1 protein-coding gene (running past one end of the window) is annotated in these 19,179 nt (G+C 60.3%); it reads right to left on the bottom strand.

Annotated elements, in window-relative coordinates; all coding sequences use genetic code 11:
* Nucleotides 1-19,179, bottom strand: the beginning of a protein-coding gene (locus tag AC04P6_RS08695; protein ID WP_475566232.1) for a BspA family leucine-rich repeat surface protein. 26,358 nt of this gene lie to the left of the window's left edge; only the first 19,179 of its 45,537 coding nucleotides appear in the window; the start codon lies at nt 19,177-19,179; its stop codon lies off the left edge, out of view.

Genomic DNA, 19,179 nt, shown 5'->3' with positions numbered 1-19,179 from the left:
GTCCTTCATCTCGCCCGAAGCCTGGGCGCTGTTCTTGTTGAAGGTCACGACCGTGCCCTCGTACCAGTGGTAATGCACCGTGCGGTAATTGCTGCGCGAGGGGTCGGGATACAGCGCCTCCATCTCGCTCGTGGTGAAGTAATCGCCTGGCGTGAAGGTCTTGTCCGACGTCTCCGTCTCCGCAACATCCTCGATGAGCCAACGTGCCGCCTGGGAGTCGCGGAACGCCACGGGATCGAGGCCCGCGCCGGCGAGCAGCGTGCCCTCGTCGATGGTAAGGTCGTTCAGGGCCGTGGCACCGGCGAGCATGTTGGCGCGCGGGACCGAGGCATTCATGAACCAGCCCGTGAAGTTCAGGGTGGTCAAGTCGTCGCAGTTGCGGAACAGGTTGTTGAAGCTGGTCGTGGTGCTCGTCACTTCCAAGTTGGTTCCGTCGAAGGTTTCCAGACCGTCGTAGAAGCCATCGGTGTTGTAGAACCAGCTCGTAAGGTCGACGGGATTGACCTTTCCGTTGGTGGCGTCGGCAGTTACGTAGCGGATGCTGCCCGCGGGAAGCACGTCGCGCCAGGGCATGTTGGTTCCGCTATCGGTTACCACGCGCGTAGTCTGGCTGGCATGGCCATCCATGCCGAACATGAGCGTGCCGGCTTTCACGGGCTGGCCGTTGAAGGTCGTATCCTCGTCGAAGTAGCGCCACCAAGCGTTGTCGTTGCTGGGGAAGCGTCCGCCAATGATTTCGGTCGTCCACTCGTAGGTCTGGTTAACGAAGGTGTTGCCCTTCGCGTCCTGCGCCTGCGGATAGCGATCGATCAGATTCTGGTTGGTGCCGAACCAACCCTCGTCCGCGCTGCCTTCGGTCACATTCACCCAGGAGCCAAGCTCATCCTTGTCCGGAAGGTCGGAGCTTTCCAGAATCGAGCCCTCATTCAGGGTTATCGTCTTGATGCCATCGCATCCATCGAACATACCGGAGACATTGGCGCTGGTGGAAAGCTCCCAATTGCCCAAGTCGACGGTCTCGAGAGCCTTGTCGCCCTTGAACATGCCGGATGCCGTCGTGGTACCGGAGACATCGAGGTTCGAGCCATTGAAGCTGACGAGATTCTCATAGGTGGAGCCCGAAGCCGAAATCACCAGGTTGTCGAGCGTGAGGTACGCGGTATGCCCGTCATTTACCTCGTTGCAGTGCAGCGACAGGTAGTACGTACCCGCCGAGGTAATGGTGAACGAGAACGTTGCCAAGCCGCTGGAAGCAGCGGGCAGGAACACGTAGCCAAGGTCGTAGCCGGAAATGCCACTCGCGGTTTCCGCACGCGTCGTGGCAACGGTGAGCCACAGGCCACGATGGACATACCAGCTCGTGCAATCGGAAAGCGTGTAGTCGGTGGTGAGCGTATACCTACCAGGATGCAGGTACACCGGGGTGGTAACCAGGCCATTGCCGCTACCGCCCGTGATGCTCATGGTGTTGCCATTCACCTTGTAATTGTTGCCCTGCACGCCACCCGACGGCGTCCACGTACTGAAATCGAGGTTACTTTCGCTCAGCTCGTTGCTGGCGAACCATCCGCGCATCGTAATCGGTGCCAGCTGGCCGCGGGTCTCGATATGATGGACATCCTTGGTATCGATGATGCCAATCCAAGGCACCGCATTGCCGTCGACGTTCACAACCCTCTTGGCATTCAAGGCGGAGCCGATCCACAGCGTATTCGTCGCTTCCTCGTACGCCCACCACGCGTCTTCCGCGTCGCCGCTCGTGCCGAAGAGGCCGCCCTTGCCAGGCACCCATGTGTAGGTGATTTCATCGCCGATGGTATTGCCATCGCTCGTGTAACGGCCAGCAAGATGCGACGTGGTATCAAACCACTCCTCGTTCTCGACCGTGGTCGTGCCATCCTTTTCGGGATCGGTCATCCACATGCCGTCGGCAGTGGTGCGATCGTTCATGTCGGCTGCGAAGCCCGTGCCGTCGAGCACCGTGCTCTTGCCCAGGGTGATCATCGTCAGGCCAGTGCCCGTAAACATATCGTCGAGCACGGGAGCGTTAGGCGTCGCGCCCTCCCCTGCCGGACGGCTGGCATTGGGAAGCATATCCCACGTATGAATGTCGACGACCTCCAGAGCCGCATCGCCGCGGAACATATCGGCGAAGCTCGAAGTGGCACTCGTGTCGGCACCCGTGTGGACGACGCCGCCGTCATCGGTATAGCCCGCGCCATTGAAGGACTTCAGGTTCTCGTAGGCAAGCGTCTCGCCAAAGGTCGCGCTGTCGTAGCCGGAGAACCAAGCGGACAGGTTGGCGGGGGCAATGCCATCCTGCAGCACCACATGCTCCACGAGAGCGGGATTGATGGAATCGCGCCACGGCAGGTCGCTCGCGTGGCCGTTGTAATCACCGTATTCGGTAACGACCTTGCCATACGCGCTATCGTTGTCGTACACGCCAACGTAGAGCGTCTTGGTGTCGGCATCATAGCGCCACCAGGCGTAGGGGTTGCTGTCAAAGCGATTCTCGAGCGACCACGTATAGGTCACAACGCCGGAAACGCTACCGCCGGAAGCGGGATAAAGCGCCACGAACGACGGGGTGTCGCCAGCTTCGTTAGCGGAAGTAGCAGCGGGAACAACCGCGCCATTCGCCTTCCAAACGCCCGCATGCAGTGCGAAGGAGGGCACGCTTTCAAGGCCGGCGCCCTGCAGCACGGCATCGCTCTCGAGCGTGAGAGTGTAGAGGGAAGCGGCATTGGCGAACATGTCGGTGACGTTATCGCCCCTCATGTGCCAGCCGGTAAGATCGAGGGACTCGAGCCTCAGCGCGCCGTTGAACATGTCGCTGAAGTCGGTGACCTTCGCCGGGTTCCAGTTCTCGGTACCCGTAATGGTGGTGAGGTTGGTGCAGCCCTGGAACATGGATGCAAGGGAGGTGGCTTCGGAAACATCCAGGTACGTTGCTTCCACATCCTGGAGCGCCGTGTGACCCGCAAACCAGCTAGCCGGGTTGTCCACGCGCACCGTGTTCTGGAACACGACATGCTCCATGACGTTGGTGTAGCCTTCTTCTCCCTCATGGCCCACGGGTGGGGCAAGCGCGCGCCACGGCAGGTCGCCAGCGAGCTCGGTGACGTTGTAGTCGCCACCGTTCGGTCCGTCGTAGCCAATGGTGAGCGTCTTGGTGTTCACGTTGTATTCCCACCAGACGTTATCGTTGCTGTTGAAGCGGCCGCGGATGATTTCCTCCCAGTTGTAGGTGAAGGCGCCCGCGTTGTTGGAGAGCGTATACAGGTCAGCAAGCTTCGAGGAGCTATCGGCCCACGTTGCGCCGCCGGAAGAGGTATCGCGCGTCCAACTGCCGTTGTCGGGCGTGCGCCCGGCAAGCGTATCGTCGAGACCCGTGCCCGCGAGCACCGTGCCGGTGCCGGTGGTGATATGCGACAGATTCGAATCCTCGGCAAGCATGTCCGTAAGGGTGCCGGTCATCGTCCACCTGCTGAAGTCGACGGTGGTGAGCTTGGCGCAGGCGGCGAACATCTCGGTCAGGTCGGCGCCCGTCACATCCCAATTGCGGATGCCAGACTGGTCAACGAGCTCGCTGCAGCCGTAGAACATGCGCGCGAAGGAAGTCACGCTGCTCGTATCCCACTTGCGCAGCGAAGTGAGATAGGTGATGCCCTCGCAGCCCTCGAACATGCTGGCCATGTTCACGGCCTCGCTGGTATCCCAGTCGAGCATGCATTCCAAGTCGTCGTCTTCCATGCTCACGTTGCCCATGAACATGCTGCCGAAGTTCTGCACCTTCGAGGTGTTCCAGTTATCGGCGCCCGTGAAGCTGGAAAGCTGCTCGTTGCCGGCAAACATGTGGGCCATACTCGTGGCCTGCTGCACGTCCATGCCGCTGCCGTCGAAGGTCGTGAGGTTGTCGTAGTCCTCGAACCAATGCGCCGGGTTGTGCACGATGATGCCACCCTGCGAGCTGATGGTCTCGATGCGGTCCTTGGCGGCCTTCAGGCTTGCCGCGGTGGCCTCGTCATCGCCATCCACTGCCACGTACCCAAGAGCGGGAATCCAGGGAAGGTCGGCGGCAAGCACGTCGACGGTGTTATCGCTGGCGCTGTTGGTGCCGATGATGAGCTCGAGGTCATCCTTCACGTACTTCCACCAAGTGCCGCTGTCGGGCGTGAAGCATCCGCCCAGCGTGGTGTCGTCCCAGATGTAGGTGAGCACGCCGGTGTGCGTGTTGTTGGCGGTTACGGGGTAGCGCATCGCCAGGCGGCTCGAGCTATCGAACCAGCTTTCATCCGCCAGCATCCAGCGGCCATCCTGAGGCTTGCGATCAACCAGGTCGTCATCCATGCCGCTGCCAACGAGCACCGTCAGGGGGCTCGCGATGATGGTGGTCAGCGAGTTTTCGTCACCCTCGTCCACGCCAATCATGTCGGTCAAATCGGTAGCTGCCTGCATGTTCCACTTGCTCAGGTCGAGCGTCTCGAGGGCGGTGTCACCGTAGAACATATGGTTGAAGTCGGTCACGCTGGAGGTATCCCAACCGGCGATGCCCGCGTTATCCACCAGCGAGGTGCAGCCAGCGAACGCGTAGCTCATGTCAGTGACGTTGGAAGTATCCCAGTTACGCATGAGCGTGATGTTGGAAAGCGAGGCGTCATCTTGGAACATGCCGCTCATGTCAGAGAAGTTGCTGGTGTTCCAGCCAATGATGCCCTTCACGGTGGATAGCTTGCGGTCGCCAGCGAACATCTTCGAAGCATTCTCCACTTCAGACGTGTCGATGCCACTGCCATCGAAGGAGGACAGAAGGATGTAACCCGGATCCTTCACGAGCTGAATGTTCTTGAAGACTGCCGTCATGCTGGCAGAGTCGCTCAGGCCGTCCAGCTGGAAGATCAGATAGTACGTCTGCGCGTTCGTGATGGTGAAGCCGATCGCCGCATTGGTGATGGCGGTTCCACCCAGGGTGAACTGGATGTAGGCGATGCGATTGCCACCACCGCTGCTGCCGGAAGGCGCATGGACGAGCGCGTTGTCCAACTCGAGGGCAATGTAATTCTGGTTGCCACTGTAGTAGGGCACGCGGTAGTCGATGCTCATGGCGTAATCGCCCGGCGTGAGGTACACCGGCATGTACACGGTGCCATTGCCGCTGCCGCCACTAATGGTGAGCTCGCCCGTTGCAGCATTGTACGAGCGGTAATTCAACGCATTCGACGACCAGGTGCTCAAGTCGTGGCCCGAGGGAATCACGTCCGTGTTCTCGAACGGCGTGCTCGCGAACCACTGATTGGAATCGGCGGGAAGAACGAGCTGGCCATGGCTCGTGATGGTGGTAATCGCGTACAGGGGCACGATATTGATCCACGGCAGGATGTCGTACGTTTCGGTTACCGCGATGCGGTCGTCATCCTGCGTGCCCAGGTCGAGCGTGGTTTCGGCAATGACGTACGTCCACCAGGCGCGCTCGTCGCTTTCGAAGCGGCCACCCAGCGTTGTGCCATCCCAGGTATACAGCATCGCGTCGCCACGCGTGTTGCCGCCAAGCTTGTACATGGCGGAAAGCTGCGGGCTTCCGCCCCACCAGGTGTTCGCGGTGTCATGGTCGGCGTCGATGGCGGTGCGGCCATAGTTCCACACGCCATTCACCTTCTGGCCAAGCACCCAGCGACCATCGCGCGACGTGCGGTTGACCAGCGTGTCATCCAGACCGCTGCCGGCGAGCACGCTCTGCTTGTCAAGCAGCAAGCTGGTGAGCGACTTGCAACCGGAAAGCATGCCAGCAACCGTCGCGGCGTTCGTCATATCCCAACCCGTAAGGTCGAGGCTGGAAAGCTGCGTGGTGAACGAGTTGTTCGGCGCCATGCTGAACATGTTGCTGAAGTCTTCCACGTTACTGGTATTCCAGGAGGTAAGCGCGTTGTTGTTCTGCAGCGCGTAGTCGTTGGCGAACATGCCCGACATGTTCGTGGCGCTGCTGGTATCCCAACCAGCCACGTTGGTGATGCTGGAAAGGCGCGGATTGTCGGCGAACATATCCGAAAGGTCCTCGGCGCCCGTCACGGAAAGGTACGTGCCATCGAAGCTCGTCAGGTAGACATAGCCCTGGAACCAGCCAGCGGGCGATTCCAGAATGGGCGCGCCATCGGTATTGATGGAGGTGATGAGCGCGCGGCCCACGTTGGAGCTGTTGTACACGCGCAGGTCATCCCACGGCAGGTCGTCGGATGTTTCGGTGATGACCTTATCATCTCCCGAATCGCTGCCGATGGTAAGCAGGTGGCTGGAAATGGTGTAGACCCACCAGGTGTTTTCATTCTCGAAGCGGCCGCCCAGATGTTCGCCGTCCCACGTGTAGGTAAGCGGATCGGCTAGCTGGTTGCCGGAGTTCGGGTAGCGCCCAAGCAACGCCGTGGTGTTGCCGAACCAGGTATTGCCCGGCAGGCACCAACGTCCATAGCTGTCGGGGCGCAGGCTGATGAGGTAGCTGCCGTCGAGGCACGACTGGTTGCCCAGCGTGATGGAGGTCACGCCCGTGCCATAGAAGAAGTTGGTAAGGTCGAGCGACGTGCGCGTGACGCCATCGCCACTGGTGCGCATATCCCAATCCTGGAAGTCCACGGTGGTCAGCAGCGAGTCGTAGCAGAACATGTGCGACATGCTGGTGGCGGACGAAGTATCCCAATTGCTGATGGCAGTCGCATCGGCCAGGGCGCTCGCATGGTAGAACATGAAGCTGAAGTCGGTGACGTTGCCGGTCTGCCATCCAGAAAGGCCCGACAGATCGGTAAGCGCATTGTCGTCGTAGAACATGTACGCCAGGCTCTTGGCGCTGCTGATGTCCCAGCCCGTCACGCCCGTGAGCGTTCCCAGGTTGTAGCAGTTGTAGAACATGTAGCTGAAGTCCCTGGCGCGGCTGGCGTCCATGGCCGATCCGGTGAATCCTCGAATCTCGCCATAGCCGCTGAACCAGCTTGCGGGATTGAGCACAATGATGTTGTTACGCGCAACCACGTACCTGGTGTTCGACGGCGTGGCAACCGCGAGCCAGGGCAGCGTGTAGGTGACCGTGCCATTCAGCAGCGTATCGCCCTTCAGCACCATGCCCGTGGCGTCGCTCACCCAGGTCTGGGCGGTACGCGTTTCGCTTACCTGCATGTTCTCATCGCCCGTGGTGCCCTCATCAAGGCCGAAGGTCAGCGTGTAGGTGGTCGGGTCGTACGTCCACCAGGCGTTCTGGTTACTGCTGAAGTGGCCGCCAGGCTTTCCGCCCTGCCAGTCGTAGGTGGTAACCTCGCTGGGCTGAATGCCAGCGGCATAGCGCTCGGCCAGGCGGTCGGTGCCGTCGTACCACAGGCCACCGCGCAGCTGCCAACGACCTTGGGAAGCCTGGCGCGTCGAGATGCCCGTGGTGTTCGAGGTGGTGCCCGAGAATCCGGCATTCGTCATGATGACGTTTTCGCCCAGCGTAATCGTGGTCAGGTTGATGAGGCCCGCGAACATGTACGCGCGGTTGGTGCTGACCGTCATATCCCACGTGCTGATATCCATCGTGCCGATGCCGCTGTCGCCGTAGAACATGTAGCTGAAGTCCGTCACGCCGCTCACGTCCCAACCGGTGAGGTCGACGCTGTTCAGGCTCGTATCACCGCGGAACATGCCCGCCATGCTCGTGGCGGAAGCGGTGTTCCAGCCGCGGATGTAATCGAGGTTGCCCAGGCTCGTGGCGCCGTTAAACATGTTGTCGAAGGTCACGACGTTGCTCACGTCCCAATTCAGCAGGAACGAGAGGCTGGAAATCTGCGATACGCCCTGGAAGAGGCCGCTCATGTCGGTAATGTTGCCAACCGTCCAGTAGCGAATGCCGTCAATCGTGGAAAGGCTGCTATCGTTCGCGAACAGATTCTTGAGCGAGGTGATGTTCGGCCTGAGCCAGTTGGCCACGCCGGAAACCGTCGTGAGGCTGCCGCAATTCTGCAGGAAGCCCTCGAGCGTGCCAGCCGCATTCTTGGTGGTGCCATCGGCCGCGACGTATGTCGTCGTGGGGGCCGCGCCGCCGAAGTCGATGCCCGAGCCGTCGAAGGTCACGACGTGGGCGTAACCCTTGAACCAATCCTTCGGGTTGATGATCTTCACGCCACCATTGAAGGAGATGGCCGTGATCTTCAGGCCATTGCTCACGAGCGGCAGCCAAGGCAGCTCGTCATAGGCGTTGATGACCGTGAGGTCGGGGGTTGCGCCCTCGTAATCGGTACCGATGGCGAGCGTGCCGCCCGTGGAAGGATCCTCGTTGGGCAGGTAGCGCCACCACACGTAGTCGTTGTCGACTTCGGTAATCACCGTTGCGCCGTCGACCGTGCTCACGGTGCGCTCCTTGATGAGGCGGCCACCGGGCAGGTCGGCCTGCCACGTGTACGCCCAGGTACCGCTATAACGCGTCGAATCGGCCTGATAGAGCTTGCTCAGCTTGGTGGTGCTGTCGAACCAGGCTCGGTCTTCGCGCATCCACATGCCGTCGGCGATGTCGCGGTCGTTCAGGCTGTTGGTAAGGCCCGTGCCAAACAGGATGGTATTGTCACCCGCGCGCACGGTTACCAGCGAGCAGAGCTTGGCCGGGTCGATGAGGAGCATGTTGGTATACACGGTGCCAGCGGCCTTCATGTTCCACTCGCTGAAGTCCACGTCCTCCAGAGCCGTGCAGTTGTAGAAGAGGTAGCTCAGGTCGGCGCCGTCGATTACCCAGTTCGTGCCGCTCGCGCCAATGGCCATGGCATGCGCCAGGGCGGTGTTCTCGGCGAACATGTAGCTATACGACGTGACGTTCGTGGTGTTCCAACCAGCGATACGGTCGAGCGACGTGAAGCGCGTGCCGTAGAACATATACTGCATGTCCACGCTATCCGTGGTGTTGATGACCCACGACTGCAGGTCGTCCAGGCTGGTAAGGCCATCGACGTTGTAGAACATGTACGCAAACGATTCGGAAGCCTCGACATCCCAGCCAGCGAGCGAGGTAATGGTATTCAGGCCGCTGTCGCCGAAGAACGCTCTCTCGAACGTCACCACGCCGCTGGTATCCCAACCGGAAATGCCCGTCACGCTGGTAAGGCCGGCGTGCGTTACCGTGTTGCCGCTCTTCCTCTCGCCATTGTTGGCGAACAGGCCCTTGAAGCGCGTCGCGTAACTGGTATCGATGCCACTGCCGTCGAAGCTCGTGAGCAGGCCATAGCTGTTGAACCAGCTCTCCATGTTCACGGGTGCGATATTGCCCTCGGAAACGATGCCGGAAATGTAGGTCTGCGCGCCGTAGCTACGGGAATTCCAATTGCGCAGGAACTCGAATGGGAAGACCTCGGTGTTCGGCACCCTGTCGGCGGCATCGATGAGGCTCGGATTGGCCGTTTCGGTAACGCGACTGTCGGCGGCAACGCCCGTGCCGTGCAGACCGAGCTCGCCGGTGTCATACGTCCACCAGGTGCTCAGGTTGCTGGGGAAGCGCCCGCCGAAGGAGCCCGCACTCCAGGTATAGGTGCCAGCCATGCTAGCGCCGCCGAATTCGTCGTAGCTCAGCATGAGCTCCTTCCAGGAACCCAGCCAGCCATCGGAACGCGTCCAATACCCCGAACTCTGCACGCCCGTCGCTCCCGTTGGCTCATCAGCGGAGGAACGACCCAGGAAGTAGATGGGGCTGTCGCTGTAGGCGATGCCCTTGATATTTCCCGCGCGATACCCCGAGCTGGAGTCGCACCAATTGATGACGATGCGCAGGAAACCATCGTAGGAGGTAACGCGCGCATTGCGCATGTTGCCCCACGCAAGCTCGACCTCCTGGCCCGCATCATTGTAGGCCTTGAGCACCTGACCGGCGCCATTGTAGAGCGTGAGCGTATCGGAGTGCGAGCCATGGTAATACGAAATGCCTCCGTGATAGCCAAGGTACATCTCGCTGTCGAACACAAACGTGAGGTACGTGGAGCCCGGAGCATAGAATTCGTATTCCTTGTTACCGTACACATTGCTGTCGTACGTGTAATTGCCACGATCGTACTCGAGCTTACGCGTGGGGGCCGCCTCATCGGGAGCGGCAACGCTGTTGTCCACCGTGGAGTTACCGAATTTCGCGCCAAGGACGACGGTCTGCAGGCTGCTGCAGCCGTACATCATGTCGTCGGCGTAATCGCTCGCAAGCACGCCACCGTAGGTGCGCTCGTTCGCGCGCATATTCCAGTTGCTGAAGTCGAGCGAGAGCAAGCTGCGCGCGTTCTTGAACATATTCTTGAAGGTGGTGCCAGCGGTAGTGGTCCAACCGGAAATGCCCGTCGCATACTGCAGGCTCGAGGCACCCTCGAACATGCTGCTGAAATTGGTGACGCGCGATACGTCGAAGTTGGAGAAGCTCGGAAGCGTCACGATACTAGAAGCACCCTTGAACATCGAGGCGAGGCTCGTCACCTGCGAAGTGTTCCAGCTCGTAGTGCCGGTCACGCTGCTCAGCGAAGAGCAGCCCTCGAACATGCTCTGCATGCTCGTCACGTTATCGGTATCGAAGCCGGCGCCCGCGAACGTTTCCAGAGCGGTGTGATTGATAAACCATGAGGACAGATCCACCGGGGAAAGGTGGCCCATGGTAGTTACATCGGTGATGGCCGTATTGTCGAACGTGCCATTCGCCTTAAGGATTACGGAACGCCACGGCAGCGTGCCCCAGGTTTCGCCATTGTGCACGTATCCGCCGGCCGCGGTCTCGTATACCCATTTATCGCCCGACGCGCCGCCGTCCGCACCAAGCTCGAGGAGGCCGAAGTTAGCGCTGGTCGGGTCTTTCGTGTACTTCCACCAGGCATTCGGGTTGCTGGGGAAGCGTCCACCCAGGCGGGTGTCATCCCAATAGTAGAGCTGCTTGCCCGTGGGTCCGGCGCGCGTGGGGTTGGCCGGATCGTACAGCTTGGCGAGATTCGTCGTGGTGTCGAACCACACTTCGTCGCCGCTCGCGTTCTCGTTCACCCACATGCCGTCGGTGTCGGTGAGGCTCGTGAGCGTATTGTTGAAGCCGGTATTCATCAGGATGACGCCATCGTCGAGCGTCATGAAGCGCAGGCCCGTGCAACCGTCGAGCATGTTGGCAACCTTGGTAAGGTCGCTGGAAACGTTCGACATATCCCAGCTGGAAAGGTCGAGGCTCGTCAGGTTGCTGTCATTCTGGAACATGGCCGTGTAATCGCCCACGCCCGAAGTGTCCCACGTAGTGAGGTCGGTAAGCTCTGCCAGCAGCAGATTGTTGTAGAACATGCCCGCCAAGCTCGTGTTCGCGGAAGAGGGGGCGCCCGAAACGCCAATGCCCGTAACCGACTCGAGCTTCTGACAGTTATAGAACATGTTCTCCAAGGTCACGGCTTCGCTGAAGTCGAGGCCATCGCCCACGAACGTGGTGAGCTCGGTGTAATCCTTAAACCAGCCAAGTAGGTTGGTGGGAATGAGCACGCCATCGGAAACGGAGGAGCTGAAGGTATACACCGGGGTGGCGCCTTCGCCCGTTGCCGTGTTCGGGTCCTCGATGAGCGCGCGCCACGGCAACGACGATTCGACGCCGTTGTACGTACCCTCGAATTCGCTCACGTGCGCCTCGCCGGTCTTGTCGGTAAGGCCAACGGTAATCAGGCCGTTATCGTAGCGCCACCAGGCGTTCGGGTTGCTTGCGAAGTTGCCCACGAACACGCCGGGGAACCAGGTGTAGGTGGTGCGCCAGTACTGGCCATCGTCGTTATCGGCATAGCGGTTCGCCAGGCTGAGCGTATTGCCCACCAGGTTGTCGGAAGAGCCAATGCCCCACGAGCCGGCGTTGGGCTTGTGGTAGTACATGTCGTTGTCGATGCCCGAGCCAATGAGCACCACGTTGTCGTGCAGCACGAGCGTGGTGAGGTAACGCAGGCCCGTGAACATGCCGGTAAGCGTGGGCGTTCCTCGCTGGGCATTGGTGCGCATGTTCCACGAATTCGTGGTGGATGCCAACGTGATCGACGTCAGGCTGTTCGTGTCCTTATGGGCGTCATCCATGTAGAACATGTAGCTGAAGTCGCGCGCCGCAGAAACATCCCACTTCGAAAGGTCGATGCTCGCGAGCGAGGAGGCATTCGCAAATGCGTAGGCGAAGCTCTCGACGCTGCTCGTGTCGAAGTCGATATGCGTAATCGTGGTGAGGCTCGTGCAATTGTAGAAGAGCTTCTCCATCGACGTCGTGTTGGTGGGATTGAGGCCATTGCCATCGAAGCTCACCAGGGAAACCATGTCCTGGAACCAGCCATGCATGGTGGTGGGCGCCAGGCGACCCTGCGTCACCACCGACGTCACGCGATTCAGGCGCGAAAGACCGCCAAGCGGCTCGATCCACGGAAGCACATAGGGGCTCGCCGTGGTCGCATCTTCGATTACCTCCGCACCGGCAACATCGGCGCCGATGGCAAGCGTGCCCTTGGTGGTAAGCGTGGAAACGCTACCCGACGTGGGCGTGAATGTCCACCAGGCATCCTGATTGCTGTAGAAGCGACCGCCGAGCTTCGAGCTATCCCACACATACGTGTAGACGCTGGCTGGGCGCGTGGTAATCGCGTTATCGACATAGCGCGCGGTGACGGTGGCGATGGTTCCATAGCGATTCTCGAGCTCGGCCGAAGAGTCGAACCATAGCTCGTCTTCGCCGTCCATCAGAAGCCAGCGGCCCTGCGTGATGGTACGGGTGGAAAGCCCGTCGATGCCACTGCCCTCGAGCACGACGCCCTGTCCTAGGGTGAGGCTGCCGACCGTCGGGTCGCCCAGGTTCGTGCATCCGGTGAACATGTTGGCGCGGCTCGACGATTCGGGCATCTGCCACGTGGAGATATCCACGATATGCAGGTAGTCGTCGCCGTTGAAGAGATTCTCGAAGCTCGTCGTGGCGGAAACGTCCATGCCCGTTCCGTCGAAGTATCCGTAATTGGAAGAGGAATTGCCAGTGCCGTAACCAAGCATGCGGTAATTCGCGAACCAACCCTCGAGCGTCTGAGGGGCAACGCCATTCTGCGTCCTGATCGTGCGGATGTTGAAGTACGCGCGCAGCACCGCGCCACTCGAAACCCTATTGCTGTTATACAGCGTGGGAATGGCCACATGCGCGTCACCCGCGAGGCTGCTGCTCCACGGAAGCTCGGCCGCGGTCTCGTACACGATCTTGTTCGGGCCATTGTCCGCGCCGATGGTGAGCGTGTAATTCGCGTAGCGCCACCAGGTGTTGTCGTTGACGAAGCGCCCGGAAAGCTGGCCCTGCGCCCATGTGTAGGTGATGGCCTGCGCCGGAAGCGTTGCATCGGGAATATCGTTCACGGTGCCAAGCTTGCTTGCGGGGTAACGGCACGCGATATTGTTCGTGCTGCCGAACCAGCCAGTATCCGCATTCCAAGAGCCATCGGCCGCTTCGCGCGTGTAGGAGTTGTTGTACTGCAGCGCATTGCCGAAGCCCGTGTCATCCAGCACGACCATCGGTCCGAACGTCACAACCGCGAGCGCGTAATCGTTCGCGAACATGTCGGTGCGGTCGGCATCCACGGCGGTCATATCCCACTCTTCCAAACTAAGCGTTGCCAGGCGGCGGTCGCCGGCAAACGTCTCGCGGAAGTCGGTTACATCCGCGGTATCCCACGCGGAAACGGTGGTGAGCGTAACGAGCGCGTAGCACTGATAGAACGTGCGATACAGGCTTTCCAGCGACTGGGTATCCCAGCTATTCGTGCCGCTCACCGTGGTAAGGGCGTTGCAGCCGCTGAACATCTCGGCAAGCGTGGTCACATTCGTGACGTCCCAGTTGTCGGCACCCTTGAAGGTAACGAGCGCGGCGCAATTCTGGAACATGCCTGCCAAGCTCGTGAGGTTCGAGGTATCCAAGCCCTCGCCGTTGAAGCTGTTGAGCGCCGTGTACCCAGCGAACCAGCTCGTGGGGTCGACGGCCTGGAACATGTACGCAGCGTCGGTTTCCACCTTGGTCACCTTCGCCTGCCCGCCGATAACGGGAAGCCATGGCATCGAGCGATTGGAAACGTCTTCCGTCTCGGTGATGAGCTTGTTGGTACCACCATCGGCGCCAATGGTGAGCGTACCGGCGTTCCTGCCCGACGTCCACGTGAATGTCCACCACGCGTTATCGTTCAGGAAGCGGCCGCGCAGCAAGCCAGGCGCCCACGTGTATTCCAGGATCGCCGCGGGAAGCGCGGCTCCGGCAACGCCATTCACGGTACCCAGCTTGCTTGCCGGATAGCGGCTATTGATATTGCTCGTACTGCCAAACCAAATTCCATCGCTGGCATCCCACGAACCATCGGTGGGCTGGCGCGTAAGAAGCGCGTCGTCGAAATCGGTATCGACGAGGATGGCATTGGGACCAAGCTTCAAGCTCGTTAGCGCAACGGTGGTATGCGAGGAGCCGTTGCAAAGCTGCAGCATATGGTCGCGCGAGTACGTCACGCCGGCATCGGGCGAGGCCGGGGCAACGCTCGCGAGCATATCCCAGTTGTGCAGGTCGAGCGTGGTGAGGCTGCTGTTGTTGTAGAAGGCGTTCGAGAAGTCGGTAACCGAGCTCGTGTTCCAATTGCCCAGGTCGACCAAACGCAGCATGCCGTAGTCGTTGTAGCACAGGCCCGACAGGTCGGTCACGTTGCTCGTATCCCATGCGCCGACGCCCGTGATCTCGGTGAGCTTGCGGTCTTCCGCGAACATGCGGGAAAGGCTCGTGGCATACGAGACGTCCAGACTCGACAGGCCGCCGATGCTGGTGAGCTCGTAGCAACCCTCGAACAGGCTCTCCAGATTCTCGACGCCGGAAAGCTTCATGCCCGTGAGGGTGATGGAGGTCACGGCCTCGTAATGGTAGAACCACTTGTACAGGTTGGTGGCGATGAAGTCGGAACCAGCCTTCACCACGATGGACTTCACGTTGTAGCGCGCGTTGCCACCTTCGATGACATCGAGCCACGGCTGCACGGTGGTATCGTTGGGAACGACATCCAGGAACGAAGCCGTTGCGGTCTCGGTAACCGTAGTGCTGTAAGGAGCGGTCTGGAACGTGGTGCCAATCAGCAGCTGCTTCGTGGTGCTATCGTATGTCCACCACGCATTGTCGTTACTGGGGAAGCGGCCGCGCTGGCTGCCGTCGGCCCATACATACGTATGCACGGTGCCATAGTGGGTGTTGCCCGTTTCGGGATAGCGATCAACGACATTCTGCGTGGTGCCGAACCACGGGTCGTTGTCTCCCCCGTCGGTGCGATCCCAGCTGCCAGCAACCGCGAAACGGGAACTCACGTTCTCGAAATCGACGCCTTCCAGAATCACGCCCGGGCCAATGATGAGCGTGCGCAGCGAGCCCATCTCATGCATCATGTTAGTGCGCACCGCGTCGAGGGGCATCTGCCAAGCGCGCAGGTCGAGCGTAACCACGTAACGCGCATTGTCGAACATGCTCTCGAACGTGGTAGCGCTGGTAACGTCCCACTGCGCCAGCGCCGAGATATCGGTAAGGTCGGGCGTGTTGTAGAACATGTAGCTGAAGTCCGTCACCTTACCCGTATCCCAATCCTCCACGGCGGGCACGAGCAGCAGAAGCGGGCAGTTGTAGAAGAAGGACGAAAGCGAGGTAATGTCCTTCACGTCCCAGTACTCCAGGCCCTTCACGGAACCAAGAATCGAGCAATTCTTGAAGAAGTTGGCGAGCGACTGGTTGGCGGTTGCCGCGCTCACGTCAAGGCCAAGGCCATCGACGAGCGTGCCATCGGGATTCATCGACGCCGCACTGTAGAAGGACGTGATCTTGGAGTAGCCCGCGAACCAGCCCTCGGGATTGGTGGGCTGCAGGCCGCCCAGGATGATTACCTTCTGCACGCTCGTCACCGAGGACAGCACGTTGAGCCACGGAAGAAGCCTGCTGCGATCGCCATTTGCCGGCAGCGTGGCCACCTCGGTCACTACCTTGCTGGAATTGCCCGCCGTGGGGGTTACGCCAACTGTGAGCGTGCCATCATCGGCGTTAAATTTCCACCAGGCGTTGTCATTGGAAATGAAGCGGCCCGACTTCAGTCCCGTCGACCACATGTACACGAACGTACCGGTCGCATTGCCCGAGGTGGCCGAGCTGGCGGGATAGCGCGCCGCGAGATTCGCGGTGCTACCAAACCACTGACCATCGGACGTTTGCCAGGATCCATCAGCCGTCGTGTGGATCGCCAGCGTATCATCGAATCCCGTGCCCGCGAGGATGACGCCATCAGTGAGCGTCATCGTTGCGAGGGCGCTGCAGCCATAGAACATGTTGCCGCGCGTGACATCGAGCATTTCCCAATCGGTGAGATTGATCGTGGTGAATTGCGTAAGGCTGCGGAACATGCCCGCGAACGTAGTCACCTGCGAGACGTCCATGCCAGAGCCATCGAAGGAGACGAGATTGGTGTAGCCGTAGAACCAATCCTCGAGATTGGTGGGGGCGATGCCATTGCTCGTATAGACGTAGCGAATCCTGTTCTTGGCAACGATCGTCGCGCCACTCGCATCCTTCAGCCACGGCTGCGCGGCGGCAAGCTCGGTAACCGTCACGGTTCCAGTGGCGTCGTCGACGCCAAGGGTGAGCGCATTGTCCGCGTACTTCCACCACGCATTGTCGTTGGCGAAACGACCGGCAATCTGATTCGGATGCCAAACGTAGGTAATGGCTTCAGCGCCAAGCTCGGCGTCGAAGGTAGTGTCGGCGGGATAGCGCGTCACCATGTTGTCGGTGGTGCCGAACCATACGCCGCCTTCGACATCCCAGGAACCCGCAGTGGCCGCATGGCCGGAAAGCGTGTTGCCAAGCGAGGTGTTCGCGAGGATCACCTTATTAGTAAGAGTAAGACGCGAAAGCGCCGAGCATCCCGCGAACATGTAGGTGCGGGAAGAGGAAGCGGGCATGTCCCAACCCGTCAGATTAACGACCGCCAGGTACGTGGCGCCGCTGAAGAGATTCGCGAAGCTCGCGGTGGAGGAAACGTCGAAGCCCGAACCATCGAAAGACGTGAGGTCGACGTAATCCTTAAACCAGGCCTCCAGCGTTGCGGGGGAAATCTTCGCCACGCTACCGTCGACCGTCACCGTGGTGATCGCCTTGTAGTCAACGGAGGCAAGCCAGGGAAGCTCGGCGGCAGTCTCGGTAACCGCGGTGCTCTTGCTGGCGTCGACCACCGAAATGGTGAGCGCGCCCGTGGCGGTGTCGAAGCTCCAAATGACGTTGCGGTCGGCGTTGCTCGCGAAATAGGACGTGTAGGCAAAGTTGTAGGTAGTGGTATTGCCGGTTGCGGTGTTGGCCGTGGTGTAGAGAGTCACCAAGTCGGCGGTGCTTCCACTGAAGCCGCCGCCCGTCCACGTGCCCGCGGTGGCACCGCGGCTGGGGGCGACCGTCAAGCCGGTGCCATCGAGCACGACGCTCGTGGGAACCACGAGCTGCATGATGGAGGCAAGGCCGTTAAACATGCCCGCGCGATTCGAAGTCTCGTAGATGCTCCAACCCGTCATGTCGAGCGAGCGAAGGCTCGAGCAGTTGTAGAACATATTAGTATAGGTAGCATTCGGATTGGTTGCCCAACCATTCGTGCCCGTGATCGTGGTGAGGTTGGTGCATCCGCTAAACATGCTCTCGAAGCTCGTGACGCGAGAAACGTCGAAGGAGACGTTGCCGTTGGTGACGATTTCGACGCTCACCAACTGATCGTAGCCAAGGAACCATTCCTTGAAATTGGTGGGAACGATGCGGGAGTCGATGACCACGCGCGTGATGGAGCTCTTGCCGTAGGAGCTCTTCCACGGAAGCGAAGTTCCGAATTCCACGATCGTCCAATTGCCGGTGCCGGAAGCGGTGAGCGTCAGCGTGGTTCCGGAAACGCTCCAATATACGTCGCTTCCGGTTCCGCTGAAACTACCACTCGTCGCCATCGGAACCAGAGAGGTTGCGCCGTCGGCGGATGCAATTCCCATGCCCGCGGCGCGATCGAACTGAATGCCATTGGTTCCGTTTTCCTGAACGCCCGTTGCGGTTTCGTTCGCGTTGGCCGTTTCATTTTCAGAGCCGGCATTCGCGGTTGCGTTTGCGTCGGCGGCGGCAGCGGATGCATCCGTGGTTCCGTTTTCATTCGTTCCATTTTCGACGGAAGCGTTGGTTTCGTTTTCGTTGGCAGCCGCGGTGTCGGAAGAACCATCGACCGTGGTTTCATTTTCGCCGTCGGAGAGATTCGCGTCGGCGGTTCCATTTTCGGAACCCGCCGCGGCGGCGTTGCCGGTTTCGTTTTCACCGAAAGCGTCGGTTCCATTTTCGACGGCGGTTGCATTCGCGGAAGCGGTTCCGTTTTCAATCGCAACGTCCGCGCCGTCGCCATGGGAAGCGGCGCCGGAAAGTTCGGTTCCATTTTCGCTCGCATCGAGAAGCGTTGCGGGAGCGTCGGTAGCGTAGGCGGCGAGGGCGATGCCCATCTCGCTCGCGGCGGCCGCGGAAGCATTTTCATCGTCCGCAGCGGAAGCATCCGCGGCGGGGATTGCAGCCTGGGCGGCGGCGCCCTCTACACTATTACTTATATAAGTAGTCGCTCCTTCATCGTTCCCCGAAACGAACGAGCTCGCTCCGGCGTCTGCCGAGCGAGCCTCGATGGTCTCTGCGGAAGTGGTTGCCCGATCATTATCGGCATCGTCGAGGGCGGGTGCGTCCGCTTCGGTTCCCGCTCCTTGCGGGGATTCCTCGTCTACCTGATCGGTATCTGATTCGCCGTCTATTCCGGCGGGATCGTCCGCTGCAGGCGAAGCCTCTTCGCTTGCGGGAGCATCGGCGTCCGCGCCCTGCTCGCTAAGCTCTTCATCAGCGGAATCATCGGATTCGACCCCATCGTCTTCAGGGGTCTGGGTACCCTCCAGATCAACAACGGAAGCGGCATCTTGCGTATCGGAAGCGGTGAGGGCTTCGCTGGAGGAAAGGGGGTTGTTGGTTTCCTCGGCGATAGCCTCGTCAGCGCTTGCGACCTGCGCGATTACCGCAGCGTCGGAGCTGGTGGAGGTATTGGAATCGGAGTCTGCGGCGAATGCCAGATTGGGGGCCGCAATGGAGAGAAGAGCGCACAGGGTCACAACGACAAAAGCCAC

This window comes from Denitrobacterium sp., assembly GCF_056180635.1.
Note: the sequence above shows the minus strand (reverse complement) of the source record. Positions and strands in the feature narration are given on the sequence as shown.